Here is a 19,630-nt window from a genome sequence, read left to right on the forward strand (position 1 = left end):
TTTATAGGAACCACGGATGCGTACAGGCACCAAAACGGCGCTGTTGCTGGCGCTTTTCGCGCTCTACTATCTTATCCCAATTGAATTCCGCGCCTTATGGCAGCCGGATGAAACACGCTATGCTGAAATCAGCCGTGAAATGCTGGTCAATGGCAATTGGGTGGTACCGCACTTCTTTGATTTGCGCTATTTCGAAAAACCGATAGCGGGTTATTGGGTCAATAATATTGGCCAGCTCTTGTTTGGTCATACCAACTTTGGCGTTCGCGCCGGTTCAATTTTTTGTATCACGCTCAGTGCCGTGTTGATTTACTGGCTCGGTCATCAGATGTTTGCCAGCCGGAAAATCGCCCTGACGGGCAGCATCATTTTTCTCACCTCGCTGCTGGTGTATGGCATTGGCACTTACGCGGTGCTCGACCCGATCCTGCTGTTATGGATGGTCGCCGCGATGTGCAGTTATTGGATGGTAGCGCAAGCTTCCACCACGCAACAGCGCCTGTGTGGCTATGTCCTGCTGGGCGCAGCCTGTGCGATGGGCTTTATGACCAAGGGCTTTCTCGCGCTGGCGGTGCCGGTGTTGGCAATAGTGCCCTGGGCGATTTGGCAAAAACGCTTCGGTGAGCTTTTGCGCTGGGGCCCACTGACAATCATCGTTGCTGCGCTGCTCAGTGCACCGTGGGCGCTGGCCATTTATCGTCAGGAAGGGGATTTCTGGCATTACTTCTTCTGGGTCGAACATATTCAACGCTTCGCCGAGAAAGATGCGCAGCACAAAGCGCCATTCTGGTATTACCTGCCGGTGTTGCTGGCGGGATGTCTGCCGTGGCTGGCGCTGCTGCCGGGTTCACTTCTGGGTGCGTGGCGCAAGCGTAGTCAACATGCGGGTAGTGTTTACCTGTTAAGTTGGGTGATCTTACCGCTGCTGTTCTTTAGCATCGCCAAAGGGAAGTTGCCGACCTACATAATGCCGTGTTTTGCACCGTTGGCGCTGTTAATGGCGCATTACGCTTACAGTGGTTCTGCACAACTAGTGAAGGTGTTTAAAGTTAATGGCTGGATCAACCTGCTGTTTGGCGCCATCACAACCGTAGTCCTGTTGGTGGTGATTGCTCCATGGGGATTGGCGCACAAGCCCGTTTACACCCATGATGAAATACTGCCGTTGATCTGTGGCGTACTGGCCTTTGTAGGCTGGGGCATGATGGGATGGCTCAGTCTTAAACCGGGTGCCTGTCGCTGGCAACTGGCGGCGGTTTGCCCGTTAGCGCTTGCGCTGCTGGTGGGCTTTGCCATACCGCAGAAAGTTCGTGATTCCAAACAGCCACAGAGTTTTGTAAGGGCAGTGCATCATCAACTGGCAGACAGCCGCTATCTGCTGGCTGACAATCCAGGCATCGCAGCTGCGGTGGCGTGGGAAACAGAGCGCAGTGATATCACATTCTACGATGCCAAGGGCGAACTGCAATACGGCCTCAGCTATCCCGATGCGCAAACGCGCTATGTCGATGGTGCTGCATTTGCTGACTGGCTGCGCGAACATCGTCGCCATGGCAAAGTGTCCGTGGTGATGATGCTCAACTCGGGCGAGAACGGACCTGATCCTGCAATGCCAACGCCGGATGATGTCTATCGTCAAGGCCGGCTGGTCTATTACGGTTATAACGCGACGCCATGAATCTGTTGCTCATTCTTTTGGTTAGTCTATTGAGCTGCGCCGCCCAGCTTTGTCAAAAGCAGGCGGCGTATCTGGGCACGCGCCACGGTAAAAAACGGCTCATTATGTGGATCGCGCTGAGCATCTTTCTGCTCGGCGTGGCGATGTTGCTATGGCTGCTGGTGTTGCGGGTGGTGCCGGTCAGTGTGGCCTATCCGATGCTAAGTCTTAACTTCGTATTAGTCGCCCTCGCGGCGAAGTTGATCTGGCGTGAGACATACACCTTACAACAGTGGTTTGGCACGCTGGCCATAGTTGCCGGGGTAGCGCTAATGGGGAGCCACCTATGAAAGGGGTGATTCTTGCGCTGTGCAGCGTGCTACTGGTGTCACTGGCGCAATTGGTTCTGCGTGCCGCGATGCTGGATTTCCCGCCATTAGCCGCGTTACTCAGCCCGCAATTCTGGCAGCATCTTCAGCCGCTGCTCCTGCTGTGTATTGGGCTGGGAGCTTATGCGTTATCGATGCTGTGCTGGATGCTGGCGCTGCGCCATTTGCCGCTAAACCGGCTCTATCCGTTGTTGAGCCTGAGCTATGTGCTGGTGTGGCTGGCGGCCATTTCTTTGTTTGGTGAAGCTTTCCGCTGGAGCAGTTTTGCTGGCGTTTTACTGATTGTCTTCGGATTGTTGTGCGTTTCGCTGCCGCGTAAGCCATAGCTACGGGTTATTCATTCGCATGTGCAAAACCGAAGCGCTCGGGACACCCAGCGGCTGCGTAATTTTTTTCACGTCTAACAGACCGCTTTTGCGTCACTCAGCCATAGGCTGTTGACGCTCAGCGGTTTTTAACTCACGTATATTGGCGCTAAAGTTGTATTGCACATTAGCTCATCAGCCATAACACATCATCAGTGGGTAAGGCTGTGTGACATTGTCACTTTATCCTGCGCAAATGCTTTTCATTAAGGTATGCCAGCGATGGCGTACCCAGCATGCCCATATCGCGGTTCACTTCATTCACGATCAGGTCAATAGCCAGTTCAACACCAGAAGTCCCCCCGACTGCGCAAGCATAGTTAAAAGGCCGGCCGACAAAGCAGGCCTTTGCTCCTAGCGCCATCGCTTTAATCACATCGGTTCCGCGCCGGATACCGCTGTCCATCATCACCGTCATATTCCCCGCTGCGGCGACAATCTCGGGCAAGACATAAATTGGCGGGATCACCGTATCCAACTGACGCCCACCGTGATTTGAGACCACAATGCCGTCGATGCCGATGGATTTACAACGTAATGCATCGTTGCGACTGAGAATGCCTTTTATCACCATGGTGCCCGTCCAGCGCTGACGAATATGTTCGATATGCTGCCATGTCAGATGGCTGCGCCCGCTGAAATCACGCACGGCATTTTTTGAAAACAGCGGTGCGCCGCGCACTGCGTTATTGTTTTCGAAATAGGGCATGCCCGTAGCGAGCAGGGTTTTCAGCAACGTGCCGTAAAGCCAGCGGGGATGTGTGACGCCTTGCCACGCCAATGCCAGACTGGGGCGAAAAGGCGTCGCAAATCCGGCCCGCACATTGTTCTCCCGGTTGGCTTTGACCGGAGTATCCACCGTGACCACCAGTACCGGAATGTGCGCACGCTTGACGCGATCGACTAATGCATCAATCTCTTCCAGTGTTTTAGGCAAATAGGCCTGAAACCACATCGCCGGATTGACCGCGGCCACGTCTTCCAACCGAATCAGAGATGAACCGCTCATGATAAAGGGCACGTTTTTACTGGCTGCCGCTCGCGCTAAGGCGATATCACCCTGAAAACCGGTGATGGCGGAAATACCCATCGGTGCAATACCGACTGGCGCAGCATAGCGATGGCCAAACAGCTCAACGTCTGTATTGCGCTGCGATACATCCACCATATTTTCCGGTATCAGGCCATAGCTGGCATAGGACTGCTGAGTGTGACGTAGCGCAATGTTGTCCTCAACACCGCCGGAGACATAGGCGAACAGCGGATGGGGCAGACGTTTTTGGGCATATTTCTCGAAGTCATTTAATGAGAGACAACGTTGATGCAATTTGCGCATGAGATAGCGATTCAGCTGAGAGAATAAAAGAGTGAAAAGTCATGCTATTGCAATGATGGGATCTGACAAATGCTTTAAGTGGAATTGTTTATCTGAATAAAGCATATGGGCGCACCTCAGCGCGCCCATCAAAAAATTAGTGTTGCTCCCATGTATGGTATTCGCCATTGCGACGTCCCGGTGCCGTTTCGGGCAAGCGCAACAGGCCAATCACGGAAATGACTCCCAGCACCGCAACATACAGTGCCAGCCCGTACCAGTGCCCTTCGGTCACCTGCAGGATTTTCACCGCCACTAATCCGAGTACGCCACTGCCAATTAACGATCCCACCTGCCAAATCACCGCAATCCCGCTACAGCGAATGTGCGTCGGGAACAGTTCCGGGAACCAGGACGCCTGTGGGGCGTAACACATGCTGTGGCCGAGCGTCAGCGCCACAATCATCGCAATTTGCGTCAGCCAGTAGCTGTTTTGCGACAAGGCATAAAAGAACGGCACAATGGAAATCACAATCAGCAGCGCGCCCATCATGTATACCGGTTTGCGGCCGATCCTATCGGATAAGGCACCCATCAGCGGAATAGCAAATATCTCGAGAATCACCGCTACGATCATGCTGTTCATCAGTATGCCAGCGTCGAGGTTATTGGCTTTGCCCCACGCAAGGATGATCACCGTGAAAAGGGCAAAGGCGCAGGCCTCGATTAACTTAGCGGCCACACCATTGACCACCAGACGCGGATTGCCGCGTAACACTTCTTTTAAAGGACGTGATTCGGCCGCTTTGGTTTCACGAATAGCGGCGAACACCGGTGATTCATCGATACGTAAACGAATAAACAGACCCACAATCACCAGCAGTGCGCTTAGTAAGAAGGGCACGCGCCAACCCCAATCCATCATTTGATCCGCGCTCAGAGTGGCATTGAGAATGGCAAACAATGCCAGCGGCAGCAGGAACCCCACCGGCGCACCTATTTGTACCCAACTGGCAAAGAAACCGCGTCGTGAAGCCTGAGAATATTCGGCGGTCATCAGGACGGCGCCAGCTTGTTCACCGCCCACGCCAAAACCCTGCAGCAAGCGAATAGCGATCAGCAGCACCGGCGCCCAGATGCCAATCTTTTCATAGGTTGGCAGCAGGCCAATGCAGAAAGTGCCGAGACCGACAATCAGAATAGTGGCGACCAATGCTTTTTTACGCCCAACTTTGTCGCCGATATGGCCGAACACAATGCCGCCAATCGGCCGCGCGAGGAAGCCAACAGCATAAGTGGCAAACGCGGCGAGGGTGCTAATCAAAGGATCGTGGCTGGGGAAAAACAGGTGGCCAAAAAACAGCACTGCAGCCGTGCCATAGGCAAAGAAATCATAATATTCCGCGGCGGTGCCAATCGCTGAAGCACTAGCGACACGACGGATAAGTGAGGTGTGATTTCCCTGTGCCGTTTGGGTCTGAGTAAGGGTAGAAGATGCCATAGCCAAAATCCTGCAGGTTTATAATGTTAGACTACCATACAAGGATGTTTGCTCGTTTGTTGCGCGAATGATCACAGATTTAGGATGGCGCGATTTTACATCCTCGCGTTAAAACCTCTCATCGAAAATCGACACGTCATCAAGTTAGTCTCTATTATTTTCGGCCCGTCATAGCGCTGCGCTTATTAATCTTAATGACGTTAAAGTTAAAAATAGAATGGATCTATTTCACTGGAAATGACGCCTTTCGTTTTTTTTGATCATTAATAATGAGAATGTATAAATCATAATAATTTCAGTAAAGCCTGGACTTTAAACTGAAGCTAACACATTGATATAAATGAGGAGGTAATCACAAATCAATCCCGCATTACTTTCTGATATTAAAGGGTTAATTCTTAATTTGACTTAAACCCCTCCATTCACCTTAACTCCAGCTAGACGTTTTCTTTACGAAATGGTGAGATAACTCGACATAATACGTTCTCCATTCTTGTTCTCGCGTTTATTAAATGAACCGTCATGCACGGCGCTGGCTGCCGCGCGATAAATATTATTTTCTCTCTGGAGGAAAGGATGTTGTTTAAATTAAAACCGCTGGTTATCAGCTTGCTGGCTGCACAAGGCATTATTATTCCTGCGATGCAAATCAATGCCGCCGTTATTCAACCCTTTGACCCTGCGAAAAATGATAACAAAGTAGGGGTGTTTTGCGTGTGTAATGGCAGCACCCAGTCGCTAACGGGTTTGCCGCAATTTGCGCCGGGTAAAAGTGGCGAACTGCAGGTCTCCATTGGCGAGTTGCAGGATCAAGGCAGGCTGGTGACAGATAACAACTTATTAGGCAAAGAGAGGCTGAGTTTAGGTGCGCAGGATTTCACTATCTCCGTGCCTAATGAAGATCAACGCTCTTACAGCAATTTTCAGACTTACAACACTGCCGCGTTGAGCAATCTTGCTCCAGTCGATAGCAGCACCCTGGTCACCGATTTCGAAGAGGTGAAGAATCAACAGTACATTGATGCGCGTGTCGCCTCAGTGAGTAATGGCACCATTAACGTACAATTAGGCACTGACGGAGCCAGCACGGTAGCCAATGGCTGGGAGATGGCGGCAAAACAGAGCCGCTTATTTACCGCCAGTAATAAAGGCAATATGAACTGGGATTCGGATAACCGCATTACTTTCACCGCGACGCAGATTCCTGCCGTGTCGCGCTGGGGCCTGAATGTGGACAATCTGGTGACCTATAACGGCGCATTCAGTGTGACCAGCCTGTATGGCGATACTACCGACTTCAACGTGACGTCGTTGGGTGACCTGCAAAGTTACAACGACTGGCTGATTGATCAACTGCGAAACGGCCAAATCAGTTCCGCTGACTACAACAACGAGTTTAATAAAGCGGTAACGCTCAGCAGCGGACAGGTGGTGTGGGGAGTGAATACTCCGGATGAGGATGAAGCCTTCCTGCCAATTGGGGAACGCGTGGTACTCAGCGCGGATGGTGCCAATGCGCATGCTACCGTTGAGGCGGGGAAAACCCTTGAGGTGGCCAATGCCAACGGTGGAGCAATGCGTGCGGACAATGGTGCCAGCGCAACCATTAACGGCAAGCTTGCCAGTACCGGCAGCGGAATCACCGATAATGATGCGCTGGTCTTAACCAATGGCAGCAGCGGCATCAATAACGGTGTGATCAATAGCGGTTTCTTCAATAATGCCGATGGCACTGGGATTGATAACAGCACGCTCGGCATAAACGGATTAGCCGTCAACGCCAGCGACAGTCATTTTATCAACAACGGCATTATCAATAGCACGGGATCAGCCGTCCTGCTGGATAACAGCGCTGGTGTGAACAACGGCACTATCAATCTGGTCGGTGACAACGGCAGCGCAACAGCGGTGACGCTGAGTGGCGCTGCGAGCACCTTCACCAACAATGGCACGATCTATCTTGGCCGTACGCCGCAAAATCACCCGGGTGATGCGACCTCTGACATTCTGCTGAATAGCGCCAACGGTATCCTTCAATTGGATAACTCCAGTGCAATCAATAACGGCCACATCGTTATGGGGTCTGGTGTACAAGGTGGCGCGGCGATGAGCGTCAGCGGCGGCGGGGATGCTATCACCCGTAACAATGGCGTGATTGATGTCAACGGTCGCGGCACGGGGCTGGCAGTGGTGGATTCCGGCAGCGGCGGCCAGGTGGGCAACGCCGGGGTGATTAACCTTAACGGCGATAACGGCACCGGCCTGTTGGTGACGGCGAATGACGGTGGCCTTGCGCACGCCTGGTCCAGTGGCCCAATCAATATTGCCGGGAATGCTAATGTCACAGCAGGGACACGAAACACCGCAGTATGGGTGAAAGGTATCGATAGCGGCGTCGCTTCGGCGGATATCACCGGACCGATCACCTTAAACGGTGCGGGCGCGATTGGGATACGCGCTGAAGGCAATGCCACGGTCAATGTGGCGCAGGCGGCAGTTCCTACGGGTAACAGCGGTGCTAATCAAATCACCTTTCTCGCTATGGGCCCGAACGCGAAAATCTTGCTGCCCGAGAATGGCCACTACGGCGTAACGGGTGATAACGCATCAATATTTCGTGTGCAGGATGGCGCGAACTTTGATGGCAGTGGCATGACGCTAAACTCAAACGGTAACCTTTCCACCGCCGTTCTTGGCAGTGGCGATAACACCACGGTCAGCACCGGCAATGCGATCTTTAATCTCGGCGAAAATGGCATCGGCCTGCGTATTGAGGGCGCGGCTCAGGGCACAATCGACGCGGCAACGACCATTAATATGAATGGCATACACAGCATCGTGGCTCAGGTACAGGGCAATCGAACCGACCTCAACGGCTTAATTACCAATTCCACCAGGCTTCCTTACACCAACACCTTGCTGACAAACAATGCGGACATCCATGGCTCGCAGGATCGGCAGGTTGGTTTTATTGCCAGTAGCCAGGGACAGTTGATCAATAACGGTGATATCACGCTGCAAGGCAGCAACACCACCGGGATCGCATCGCTTGGCGGTAATGCCACCAATAATGGATCGGTGTCGATTACCAATGGCAGTAGCGGGCTTTACGTCGAGGGTTACACCTACTCGGTTGGCGCAAGTGCAACCAACAACGGCACGATCAATGTCTCCGCAGGTAATGCCAGCGCGGCACTGCCTTCCGTGGGTGGCGTGGCTTATGGTGACGCAGCTTATTTATACCAAAATGGCACCATTAATTTGTACGGTGAACATGCGGTAGGCGCACAGGCGGCTAATGGCGGTAAGGTGGAGATTGGTGAAGGCAGTCAAATTGCCTTCCATGCTGCCAATCAAATCGGTTATCAGGCGCTTGAAGGCTTTAGTAGCATCAGTAACAGCGCCAATCTGACGACGGATGCTGAGAATATCTCGTTATTCAGCGCTGGCAGCTACGGCAATATCAATAACCAGGGCACCATCACCGTCAATGGCAATAACAGCCGCGCGATTGCACTGACGGACGGCGGCCTGCTGATCAACAGTGGTTCGATTTCCGCGTATAAAGGGGTGGCGTTGGATGCCTCATCAGGATCCTCGACTTATCGGCAAAGCAGCGGACAAATCTATTCTGAAGGAACGGCTGCCATTCGCGTCGGCAATGGCGGTTCGCTCAACATCATTGGGGATGGGCAAGGCGATCAGTACAACAGCTACAGCAGCAATATCTGGTCCAGCGGTGACGCAGACACGGTGTTGATTGATAACGGTGCCGCAGGATTTAGCGCCGATCATGTGGAATTGAGTGGTGCCCGCAATCTTATTAATAACCGTGCAGAAACCAGCAATATTGCCCTGAATTATGTGCGACTGGACGTCAATGGCGGTAATGGTATTCGCTCGGCAACCTCGTTCGGCTATGACGACCATGTTTATCTCAATGTCAGCAGTAACAGCCAGACCAACGCGCCGGGCATCGGCTATCTGTTTGCCAATGAGGATGGTTCTGTCACCCATAACGATTTAACCCTCGGTCCCAATTATTACATTTTCCTTTCGGGTGCCAACACAACCGGTGTACGCGCCAATACGACCGGCAAAGTGATCAACGAAGGCTTTATCGGCGTGTATGACTTTACTGGTGGATCGGCGATTGTTACTGACACGGCCAGTGAGGTAATTAACCGGGGCAATATCGTTTCAAACAGTAAAGTGTCACCAGTGATTGATCTGCGCGGTGGACAGACATTGTTTATCAACCAGGGGCAAATCAGCGCGACTTTCCCGGATATTGAGGTGGTGGCGGGCGGCGCGACCAACGACCGGATTGCGCTGATGTCAGGTAGCGTGGTGGGGGATGTGAATACCGGTGCCGGTAACGACATCGTGCAGGTGTCTGGCGGTACGCTGAATGGCAGCGTGACTATGGGGAACGGCACCAACCAGGCGCTGGTGGAAAAAGTAGATTTGGCTAACACCCGGCACATCACCACGCAGAATGGTGCAGGCAGTACGCTGTATTTTAATGACATCAATGCGCGCGGCGGGTCATTCTCTGCCGATGACTTGAGTAAAGGGACCAATCTTGGCGGCGGCTGGAGCACCATTAACTTTAATAACACCCAGTGGACGTTGACCGATAATCTGAAACTGGCGCACAGCACCATCAATATCGATGAAGGTTCAACGTTGTATGCGGGTGATGGCGTCAATCCACTACTGAGTGGGGCAACGGATGGTTCGCTGGTAGTGAATAATGCCGGTACGCTGGATTTGACCAATGGCAATGGGGTGCCGGGCAACACGCTGACCATTGATGGGGATCTCAATTCAGCTGGCGGTCATGTGAAGCTGAACACGCAGATTGACAATGGTGTAAGCGACAGCGTGCGCGTGAATGGCAATACCAGCGGCACCACAATGCTGGATGTTAACCCGGTGGCGAACCGCCTGGCGGTTATTACGCCGGAGCAAGGTATTACACTGGCGCAGGTGACAGGCAACGCCGGTGCTAACAGCTTCGTGCTGGCGAATGGCTATGTCGCATCCGGTCCCTATCAATATGGCCTTTACAACAGTTCAAACGGAACCGGTCAGGATTTTCGTCTTGCGAGCAACTTTGTCAGCGATGCGGCAGGTAATGCGGTGCGTCCACAACTTACGCCTCAGATGCCATCATATATTTCTGCGCCGGTCGGGCTGGCCTACTACAACATGGCGGTGATGGACGATCTGCATAAGCGATTGGGCGAATTGCGCCAGGATTCAGGCAGCAGCGCGGGTAACGGCGGCGAGATGTTTATTCGTTATCTTGGATCCAATCTGACTTACAAGACGGATCGCAGCCTGAGTCAAAACGGCTACGATTTCGATCTTGATTACAGCGCGGTGCAACTGGGCGGCAATCTGATTCATCTGCAGGGCGCCAGCGACAGTTTGCGAGCCGGCGTGGCCTATACCCGCGGTAATGCCCGTATTCGTCCCGATGCAGCGGACGGTTACAGTTCAACCAGCTTCGATAGCGATACCTTGTCGCTTTACGGCACCTGGCTACGTGACAGTGGCTTCTATGTTGATGGGGCGCTGTCATTCGACTGGCATCGTGGCGATACCGATATTGCGCGGCAAAAAGAGGTGGGCAAACTGAAAGGCAATGGCTGGGGCGCGTCCCTGGAAACGGGCTATCCATGGCAGCTGGGCAACGGCATTCGCCTTGAACCGCAGGCGCAATTAATGTACCTGCAGCTCAACATGGATGATCTGGTGGATCGAGATAACACCCGCGTCAGTTGGGGCGATTACGATCAAACCATTGGTCGCATTGGCGCGCGTTTGGATCGAAGCTGGCAAGATGCAGCTGGGCAGCAATACACGCCTTACATCCGTACCAATTACACGCGCGGTTGGGGAGGGGCAGCGACCACGCGAGCGGGCATTAACGGCAGCGCGGATAGCGTCAGTTTTGACAGCGGGAAGTTTGGTCAGATGTGGGACGTTGGCATCGGTGGCACGGCTGCGCTGAAAGGGAATCTCTCATTGTACGCCGAGGCGGACTATCGCCAGGAAATTGATGGTAACGGCACCAAAGGTTGGCGCTACAACGGCGGTGTTCGCTGGCAATTCTGATTCTATTCACCCCTTACGCCAATAGGCATTGGCGTAAGGGTTTTCTTATTTCCTCGCTCGAATGTTTAAATACATACACGCCGCCATTAATTAATATCGCCCACCTCAATCCAGGGTTATTCGAATCCTTCTTCGCCTCTCTCTCTTTAAATTAACGCTCCCTTTTGATGTTTAACCATCAAAATAAATCAGCCAGAATGCTTGATGTCACATTTCGAAAAATGAATTTCAAATAAAAATTAACATGAAATAAAAATACCGATAGCGTCATTTCTGTTTTGTTCTGCTGTATTTCCAAATGCATTTTACCAGGAGAGGTTATGGAAAAAGAACTGTATATCTCGACGAACACCGCGTCAGGTCCAAATAGCGTGACGCGAACTGAGCCCTTTGTGAAGATTATTGCACTGGTGGCAACCTTAGGCGGATTATTATTTGGCTACGATACCGGGGTGGTATCGGGTGCGCTGTTATTTATGCGCAGTGACCTGCAATTAACCCCTTTTACTACCGGGCTGGTCACCAGCTCGTTACTGTTTGGTGCTGCGTTCGGCGCTCTGCTCGCCGGGCACTTTGCTGATGCCATGGGCCGTCGCAAAATCATCATTTCACTGGCATTTATTTTTGCCCTTGGCGCAGTCGGTTCCGCCTTTGCACCGGATGTGGTGTCGATGATTGTCTCACGCCTTTTTCTCGGTATTGCCGTGGGCGGTGCGGCGGCGACCGTGCCGGTCTATATCGCTGAAATCGCGCCCGCCAACAAACGCGGCCAACTGGTGACCCTGCAGGAGTTGATGATTGTATCGGGTCAACTGCTGGCCTATGTCTCGAATGCGACCTTCAATGAAATCTGGGGTGGTGAACATACGTGGCGCTGGATGCTGGCACTCTCTACGGTTCCCGCAGTGATGTTGTGGCTGGGTATGATTTTCATGCCGGAGAGTCCACGCTGGCTTGTGATGCGAGGCAATACCCCTGAAGCCAGGCGAGTACTGGAGAAGACTCGTGCGGCTGAAGATGTTGAGTGGGAGTTGGAGGAAATTGAAGAGACCATTGAGGAAAACCGTCAGAAAGGCAAAGGCCGACTGCGCGATCTGCGCACTCCCTGGCTGCGTAAGGTATTTCTGTTAGGGATTGGCATTGCCGCCATCCAGCAGTTGACGGGCGTTAACACCATTATGTATTACGCGCCAACTATGCTGACTGCGACCGGGCTGAGTAATGATGCCGCACTGTTTGCCACCATAGCGAACGGCGTCATTTCCGTGCTGATGACCCTGGTAGGCATTTGGATGATAGGCAAAATCGGCCGCCGGCCACTGGTGTTGGTAGGGCAAATGGGCTGCACGGCGTGCCTGTTCTTTATTGCCGCCGTGTGCTTCTTCATGCCGGAATATCTGGCGGGCGGAGAGGTTAATCTGCTGCGCGCTTATCTGGTATTGACTGGCATGCTGATGTTCCTGTGCTTCCAGCAAGGCGCACTCTCTCCGGTAACCTGGTTGCTGCTGTCGGAGATCTTCCCCGCGCGAATGCGTGGAATTTGCATGGGAGGCGCGGTATTTGCTTTATGGATGGCCAACTTTGCTATCTCAATGGCATTCCCGATATTGCTGGCTGCCTTTGGTCTGGCTGGTGCTTTCCTCACCTTCGCAATCATTGGTATTGGCGGCTCGATGTTTGTACTGCGCACCATCCCGGAAACGCGTGGTCGCAGTCTCGAACAGGTCGAGCATTACTTCTTTGCGTTGTACGACGGTAAGCCTTAACGGTGAGGATTCTGTATCTGCATAACGTTGATGTAAATCACTCAACGTTTAAGCAGTACAGATGAAAAAGATAAATTACTATCAAATCAGTTAAGCGCTGCAGAAAAAAATTTAAAAAACTGATCATTATTTCAGGAAATATCATGACGTATAAAATAAGTAATGACCGCTTTTGTGTGAACCGTAAAATTGCACCTAATTTAACTATCAATCAGTTTTTCACCCTGGTGAAAGACCTGGGGTTAAATAAAGTTGAAATTCGTAATGATATGAAGGGTGGGAGTGTAACGGATGGTTTAGGTGGCGAAGAAATTCGCAAGCTTGCCGTTGAAAACGCACTCACTATTGAAACGATTAATGCCGTCTATCCATTTAACCAATTATCCGATCAGGTATTAGAAAAAACGCGGAGTTTATTAGAAGACGCGCGTGAAACGGGTGCGAAAGCGCTGGTGTTGTGTCCGTTAAATGACGGCACGGTTATCTCCAGCGAACAAACGGTGGCGGCATTAAAAACCCTCGCACCGCTATTTGACGAATATGGCATCGAAGGGCTGGTGGAGCCGCTGGGCTTTCCGCAGAGTTCACTGCGTTCAGCCGCGCTGGCACAAAAACTGATTAAGCAGGCGGGTGTGCCATTCAAAATCGTACTCGATACCTTCCATCATCATTTGTATGAAGGGGCAGAGCAAGACTTCGCCAGAGGCATTGACGTCAACAATATCGGATTGGTGCACCTGTCGGGCGTGACAGATGCACGTCCAGTCGCAGTATTGACCGATGAAGAACGCATCATGCTCAGTGCTGATGATCGGCTGCAATCGAAGCAGCAAGTCCAGCGCCTGGAGGAGATGGGTTACACCGGAGTTTACGCGTTCGAACCCTTCTCGTCAGCGATGGATGCGTGGAGCGAAGCGGATATCGCGCGTGAAATTCGTACCAGCATTGACTATCTGAACCATTAATTTTACTTGTACAGAAGATCGAAGGAACAAATCATGACGCTCAATATTGGTGTAATCGGCACTGGCGCAATCGGCCGCGAACACATTCGCCGTTGCAGTCAGGTACTGCAAAATGCCCGCGTAGTTGCACTGAATGATATCAACCGTGCGAACTGTGAACAGATCATTAGCGATCTCGGGCTTAAAGCCGAGATCTATGACAATGCACATGACCTGATCAATGCCCCGGACGTGCAGGCTATTCTGGTGACATCATGGGGCCCAACGCACGAAGAATTTGTGCTGGCAGCGATTAAAGCCGGTAAAGCCGTGTTCTGTGAAAAGCCGCTGGCGGTGACAGCGCAGGGCTGTATGAATATTGTGGAAGCGGAAATCGCCGGGGGGAAAAAACGGGTGCAGGTTGGCTTTATGCGTCCATATGATAGTGGTTATCGAGCATTGAAAAACGTGATTGATAGCGGTGAAATTGGCGAGCCTTTGATGCTGCACTGCGCGCATCGTAACCCGGAAGTCGGCGATTCATACACCACAGACATGGCGATTACCGATACGCTGATTCATGAGCTGGATGTTCTGCGCTGGTTGCTTAAAGACGATTACGTCAGTGCTCAGGTGATTTATCCGCGTAAAACTCGTAAAGCCTCATCCCATCTAAAGGATCCACAGATAGTGCTGCTGGAAACGGCGAAGGGCGTACGCATTGACGTCGAAATTTTCGTCAACTGCGCCTACGGCTATGACATCCAGTGCGAAGTGGTGGGTGAAACCGGAATTGCCAGCTTGCCTGAGCCGATGTCTATCCAGACGCGCAGTGCGGCTAAGCTCTCCACGGGAATTCTGACCGACTGGAAAAAGCGCTTCATCGATGCCTATGATGTGGAATTGCAGGATTTCATTAACAATGTGTTGTCTGACAACATGACTGGCCCATCTGCCTGGGATGGCTATGCTGCTGCTGTTGCCGCTGATGCTTGTGTTGCCGCACAGAATAACGGTGAAATTGTGCCGATTACTATGCCTCCACGCCCCGCGTTTTATCAATGATGGATGCAAGGGCGCACCCCTGGTGCGCCCTTGTCAGTAGCCAGCGTCAGCAAGTGTGCTTGATTTATCGTTGGAGATTCACCGCTCAGTGCTGTATAAATATTCAGTTCATTTAAAGCGAGATGGCTTGTTTTGCCTTCTAAAAGGGTTACTTTTTCAGACTTAGATTGAATGTTGCCCACATTTAAATGTCGAAATTTAAGGAAAGGTTGAGTTTTCACTTTGAGTAGGCATCATGTTGAAACGGTTGATGCCCGTTGACGGTTTAAACTTCGTGAAGTCAGGAGATCATATGCCAAAATTTCTGGAGCGTTTTCTCAGCATGCCGGGGCGATTGATGCAATCAATCAACCAGCAGGATATTGAGCAGTCAAATGACAGCAAAATTATCACTGATGCGAACGGTAATGCCTGGTTAAATATGAGTAATCCGCAGGTCCGCGATTCCATGCAGGCTCGCATGAAGGAATTGGCCGCGAAACGTTAAGGATTAACGATGGGTCCGTTGGTGATTATGGTGGTATTGGTCTGTGGCTTTTGGTTTACAGAAAATCATTATCAATCACGCATACGCCAGGCCAGAACTAATGGCTGGACATCGTACTTTTATGTTGCCATGCATGGCTGCAAGTTTGTCATTCAGGGATTTTGCCTGATTCTGTTCATCTACCTGTTTTTACTGATTGTTAGTCTCATTATTTCAATTCCCCATCTGTTTGTGTCCACCTATGGCATCAAAGACTTCTATTCGTGGTTAACGAACAAAACGGCTCTCTCATATCCACTGTTTTTCATTCTCTCTTTGTGTGCAGGATGTTTTATCGCCTGGAGGGCAGGTGATGCCGCACAAAAATCCTTGCGTGACGAACGCGTCCGTCAGGCCGCCTATCGTGAAATGGCTGCCATGGATGCGATTGAATCCCTGCTGGTTCAGGCTATTGATGAGGACATGTTGATTTTCGTTACGCTTAAATCACGCAAGGTCTACATTGGTTATGTCGCCGCACCCCGTATAGAGCACAGTCTCACCCAGCACCTTTCTATCATCCCTTGCATCAGTGGCTACCGGGATAAGGACACGTTGTATTATCACGAACAACATCGTTATTACGAACTCTATCTCAAGAAGGGGATTACGGCGGACTCAAAGGGATTGAACCTGCAACATTTCCGGCATGTGATTCCAATGAATGAGGTTGAAGCCATTTCGTTATTTGATACCAGCACTTACCAATGTTTCGATGAATTCATCAACAACAAGTCTGAACACGCCACCAGCGAGTGACGCTGTCACCCTAAGCTGACACTCACCGCACCACGACCTGATGCCGTTGCCTCTCCCTCAAGCCTCTTTCCGTGTAATATCGCCGCCTTTGATGTTTGCAGGGATTTAATTATGACGGAGTTAACCTTTAGCCGTCGCCAGCCATCCGTTTGGTGGGGCGCGATGATTATCTGCGGCACAGTGGTGGGCGCGGGTATGTTCACATTGCCGATTGTGATGGCCGGTGCGTGGTTTGGCTGGGCGCTGCTGCTGTTATTGGTGACGTGGGGCGCGATGTTGCTATCCGGTTTGCTGTTCATGCGCACCAGCCTGCACTATCCACAGGGATCCGGTTACGACACCTTAACCAAAGATTTATTGGGTCGCGGTTGGGCAGTGCTTAACGGTCTGAGCATTTTATTTGTATTAGGTATCCTGACTTATGCCTACATCTCCGCCAGCGGTCCGGTTTATCAACACTCGCTGAACCTGGCGGGGCTGCCGCTCTCCACCGCAGGCGCGAAAATTGCGCTTACGCTCTGCGTTGCCGCCGTGGTGTGGCTTGGCACGACCGGCGTGAGCCGCTTAATGACTTTCTGCGTCCTGGCGAAAATCCTGCTGCTGATCCTGCTATTCGGTGGCTTACTCACTCAGGTCAGTCTGCCTTCCTTAATCAGCACTGCACCAACGGGAGAAAGCTATTGGCCTTATGCCCTCGGTGTATTGCCGTTTTGTCTGGCGTCTTTTGGCTATCACGGCAATATCACCGGATTGGTAAGCTACTACGACGGCAACAAACGGCATATCACACAAGCGCTAGTGTTAGGTACTCTGATGTCGCTGGCACTCTATTTGTTCTGGATTACCAGCACCATGGGCAATCTACCCCGCGCGGCCTTCCCCGCGATCGTGCAGCGAGGTGGCGACATCGCCGCGCTGATGGCGGCCCTGAGCAATCATCTGCATGTCAGCGCCCTGGCATTAATGATGTCCATTTTTTCGCATTTTGCTGTGATTGCGTCCTTTCTTGGCGTAACCGCCGGACTGTTTGACTTCATCACCGATCGTTTAGGCTGGGGCAATTCGCCTGTTGCACGTCTGAAAACTGCCTGTCTGACCTTTCTGCCGCCGTTAATCGCATCATTACTCTGGCCGCATGGCTTTGTCGCCGCGATTGGCTTTGCGGGGCTGTTTGCTACGCTTTGGGCTGTTTTTATCCCGGCGATGCTGGCATGGAAGGCACAACAGCGTTTTGCCGGGATGCCGCGTTCCACGCTCTCAATTGTGCTGGTGATGATTTTCGGTGTGCTGAATATCCTCGCCTGGTCACTGAGCTGGCTGGGTTGGCTGCCCACCTTTGGCAGCGCTTAATTCAGACATCGTGAAATAAACAGAGTGGTGCGCCGCATAATGGATCGGCCACCACGCTGGCCTCGATCTGAAAAACCTCACGTAATACCGGTGGCGTTAATACTTCTGTCGGTGTGCCCTGTGTCACCAATTGCCCCTGTTTCAATAACACCAGGTGATCGCAATAGCGACCGGCCTGGTTGAGGTCATGCAGCACGGTAATCACGGTTTTAACCTGTGCTTTGAGTTCCACCATCAACTTCATTATGATTGATATCTAACAACGCAGGCAGTGGCGCGTTGTAACTGACGTCCTGTTGAGTGCCGCGAATCGCATTGCGCTGATAGGAGCTGATGTGTTCGAAACGCATGCCAGGCGTGATGGTCCAGTTGCCAATATCAATGCGGTCATCAATATACCAGGCGTGCGTCTCAGTTCCGGAACGCTTGTCGCGATCGTAAGGACTGGCAGTAGAGGTCAATTCACCACTCACTTTCTGGTTGCCTTTAAGTCATCCTTCCTGACAAGGTGCTCTTCAAAATCTCACTGAAAGCGGCACACGTTTTTGCTTTGCTGCTATCATCATCAGGTCCCTGAAGCAGGATAAACTCTGCCTGCGGAAGCGAAGGTAAATTCATTGCTTCAACGTTGTGCAAACCTGTGGGAACAGCTGATTGATTAAGGCAGCCAATGCCCAGCCCAGCGACCAGCGCTGTTTGCAGTCCGCGAACACCCGAAGTTATGTGACGAATAAAAAAGGGTCGTTGATGCTGTTTCAGGGTCTGACAAGCCAGGCGATGCAATGAACAACCTTCAGGTAATAAGGCTAGCGGTACAGGCTCGTTTGCCACGGCGGGTAAGTTACCCACCCACATCATAGCCTCACGCATTAATAAAACTTCTCGCGGGTGAGAGGTGGCGGGGTGAATCCCAGGAATTCGCATGACTATCGCGAGGTCGATTTCACCGTGTTGCCAGGCGTTTTCGATATCACTACTTTTCCCCATCAAAGTTCGCAGTCTTAAATGCGGATAGTGGCGACCAAACCCCGCCAGTAAATTCACCATATCTGCGGGTCGACAATAATCCGTGATGCCGAGACAAATTTCACCGCTGAGCGAAACGCCTTGCAGATCGCGCCATGCCGCATCGGCAAGCGCCAGCAACTGCCTTGCATGCGGTAACAGTTTTTCTCCGGCAACCGTGGGAACAACGCCACTTTTACTTCGAATCAGTAAGGTTTGATTGGCATGTTGTTCTAATTTACGCAGCTGCTCACTCAGTGCTGATTGCGACAGGCAGCGCAGCGGTGCCGCCGCAGTCAGGCTTCCGGATTCAACAGCGGTGACGAAGCTGCGTAGTTGTTCCATATCGAAGCTGTTCATTTTATCCATCGGTTAATTGGTTGGATGACATCATATAATCCGGTTTTACAGATGGTAATGCAATGCGCAATAGTGGTGATGAACCCACAATGAGGAGCATTAACATGCCACATATTGTTTTGCAGTTATCCGGCGAACGTGACAGTGATTTGATGAGAAAGGCAGTTAAAACCATTAACGATTTAACCGCAGAAGTGCTTGGTAAAGATCGTGCAATAATGGCAACCGCTGTAGAGTTTATTCCCGCCGACCAGTGGTTTATCGGCGGAGTTGCACTGGATGAAACAGGAGGAAGCGCTTTTCATCTGGATATCAGCATCACCGATGAAACCAATACCAAAGCTGAAAAATCGCGTTATGTGCGAGAAGTCTTTAATGCACTTAGCGCTTTGCGACCTGAGTTACATCAGGAAAGTTATGTTCATCTCATTGATGCACGTGCGGCGGCGTATGGCTATGGTGGCCGTACTCAGGAATGGCGTCATCAACACCCGTAATTCTC

At 51.7% G+C, this 19,630-nt stretch carries 16 protein-coding genes and 1 pseudogene; 11 read left to right on the plus strand and 6 right to left on the minus strand.

Going from position 1 to position 19,630, the window contains the following annotated elements:
* The first annotated feature begins 16 nt into the window (after positions 1-16).
* From arnT to arnF, 3 genes are read left to right on the plus strand one after another with little or no spacing between them, the layout of a single operon-like run.
* A complete protein-coding gene (arnT, locus tag LBW88_RS15395) occupies positions 17-1,678 on the plus strand; it encodes a lipid IV(A) 4-amino-4-deoxy-L-arabinosyltransferase (protein ID WP_224933222.1) in 1,662 nt (553 codons plus the stop codon).
* Complete coding sequence (gene arnE / locus LBW88_RS15400) at positions 1,675-2,007, plus strand: 4-amino-4-deoxy-L-arabinose-phosphoundecaprenol flippase subunit ArnE (protein WP_224933221.1); 333 nt, start codon at positions 1,675-1,677, stop codon at positions 2,005-2,007. The genes arnT and arnE overlap by 4 nt, the downstream gene beginning before the upstream one ends.
* Positions 2,004-2,372, plus strand: coding sequence for a 4-amino-4-deoxy-L-arabinose-phosphoundecaprenol flippase subunit ArnF (gene arnF / locus LBW88_RS15405; RefSeq protein ID WP_224933220.1), 369 nt, complete (start codon positions 2,004-2,006; stop codon positions 2,370-2,372). Before arnE ends, arnF begins: the two co-directional genes overlap by 4 nt.
* Positions 2,373-2,589: 217 nt before the next feature.
* On the opposite strand, the gene LBW88_RS15410 is transcribed toward arnF, so the two are convergent.
* Positions 2,590-3,747, minus strand: coding sequence for an alpha-hydroxy acid oxidase (locus LBW88_RS15410; protein ID WP_224933219.1), 1,158 nt, complete (start codon positions 3,745-3,747; stop codon positions 2,590-2,592).
* A gap of 136 nt (positions 3,748-3,883) precedes the next feature.
* On the minus strand, positions 3,884-5,227 hold the full coding sequence (locus LBW88_RS15415; RefSeq protein WP_224933218.1) for an MFS transporter: 1,344 nt from the start codon (positions 5,225-5,227) through the stop codon (positions 3,884-3,886).
* Between the two features lie 576 nt (positions 5,228-5,803).
* Between LBW88_RS15415 and LBW88_RS15420 the strand changes: the two genes are divergently transcribed.
* From LBW88_RS15420 to LBW88_RS15435, 4 genes are all read left to right on the plus strand, one after another.
* Positions 5,804-11,353 carry an autotransporter outer membrane beta-barrel domain-containing protein gene (locus tag LBW88_RS15420; RefSeq protein WP_224933217.1) on the plus strand — a complete coding sequence of 1,850 codons (5,550 nt, stop codon included), beginning with the start codon at positions 5,804-5,806 and terminating at the stop codon, positions 11,351-11,353.
* Positions 11,354-11,673: 320 nt separating this feature from the next.
* Positions 11,674-13,119: a sugar porter family MFS transporter gene (locus LBW88_RS15425; protein ID WP_224933216.1), complete on the plus strand. Its 1,446-nt coding sequence runs from the start codon at positions 11,674-11,676 to the stop codon at positions 13,117-13,119.
* Between the two features lie 143 nt (positions 13,120-13,262).
* Positions 13,263-14,084: a TIM barrel protein gene (locus tag LBW88_RS15430; protein ID WP_224933215.1), complete on the plus strand. Its 822-nt coding sequence runs from the start codon at positions 13,263-13,265 to the stop codon at positions 14,082-14,084.
* A gap of 33 nt (positions 14,085-14,117) precedes the next feature.
* Positions 14,118-15,128, plus strand: coding sequence for a Gfo/Idh/MocA family protein (locus tag LBW88_RS15435; protein WP_224933214.1), 1,011 nt, complete (start codon positions 14,118-14,120; stop codon positions 15,126-15,128).
* Here the strand turns inward: LBW88_RS15435 and LBW88_RS15440 are convergent.
* Positions 15,122-15,349, minus strand: coding sequence for a hypothetical protein (locus LBW88_RS15440; RefSeq protein WP_224933213.1), 228 nt, complete (start codon positions 15,347-15,349; stop codon positions 15,122-15,124). The genes LBW88_RS15435 and LBW88_RS15440 overlap by 7 nt on opposite strands.
* Positions 15,350-15,420: 71 nt before the next feature.
* Here LBW88_RS15440 and LBW88_RS15445 point away from each other — a divergent pair, with 71 nt between their 5' ends.
* The 3 genes from LBW88_RS15445 to LBW88_RS15455 all read left to right on the plus strand — a co-directional run bounded on the left by LBW88_RS15445 (position 15,421) and on the right by LBW88_RS15455 (position 17,763).
* Entirely contained in the window at positions 15,421-15,615 is a 195-nt protein-coding gene (locus tag LBW88_RS15445) for a hypothetical protein (RefSeq protein ID WP_034830156.1), read from the plus strand.
* A gap of 9 nt (positions 15,616-15,624) precedes the next feature.
* Positions 15,625-16,413 carry a hypothetical protein gene (locus LBW88_RS15450; RefSeq protein ID WP_224933212.1) on the plus strand — a complete coding sequence of 263 codons (789 nt, stop codon included), beginning with the start codon at positions 15,625-15,627 and terminating at the stop codon, positions 16,411-16,413.
* 111 nt (positions 16,414-16,524) lie between these two features.
* Positions 16,525-17,763 carry an aromatic amino acid transporter gene (locus tag LBW88_RS15455; RefSeq protein ID WP_224933211.1) on the plus strand — a complete coding sequence of 413 codons (1,239 nt, stop codon included), beginning with the start codon at positions 16,525-16,527 and terminating at the stop codon, positions 17,761-17,763.
* Between the two features lies 1 nt (position 17,764).
* Here the strand turns inward: LBW88_RS15455 and LBW88_RS15460 are convergent, their stop codons facing one another.
* From LBW88_RS15460 to LBW88_RS15470, 3 genes and pseudogenes are all read right to left on the minus strand, one after another.
* The gene (locus LBW88_RS15460; RefSeq protein WP_224933210.1) at positions 17,765-17,998 is read right to left on the minus strand and encodes a hypothetical protein; all 234 of its coding nucleotides are present in this window, start codon (positions 17,996-17,998) and stop codon (positions 17,765-17,767) included.
* Positions 17,999-18,008: 10 nt separating this feature from the next.
* Positions 18,009-18,233 (minus strand): annotated as a pseudogene (locus LBW88_RS15465) (TonB-dependent receptor domain-containing protein); the annotation flags it as partial.
* A 16-nt stretch (positions 18,234-18,249) separates the two neighbouring features.
* Positions 18,250-19,128, minus strand: a complete 879-nt coding sequence (locus LBW88_RS15470) for a LysR family transcriptional regulator (RefSeq protein WP_224933209.1) — start codon at positions 19,126-19,128, stop codon at positions 18,250-18,252.
* Between the two features lie 104 nt (positions 19,129-19,232).
* Between LBW88_RS15470 and LBW88_RS15475 the strand changes: the two genes are divergently transcribed.
* Positions 19,233-19,625, plus strand: coding sequence for a tautomerase family protein (locus LBW88_RS15475; RefSeq protein WP_224933208.1), 393 nt, complete (start codon positions 19,233-19,235; stop codon positions 19,623-19,625).
* Positions 19,626-19,630: the final 5 nt, after the last annotated feature.

Source organism: Pantoea sp. alder81 (genome assembly GCF_020179835.1).
Taxonomy (GTDB): domain Bacteria; phylum Pseudomonadota; class Gammaproteobacteria; order Enterobacterales; family Enterobacteriaceae; genus Pantoea.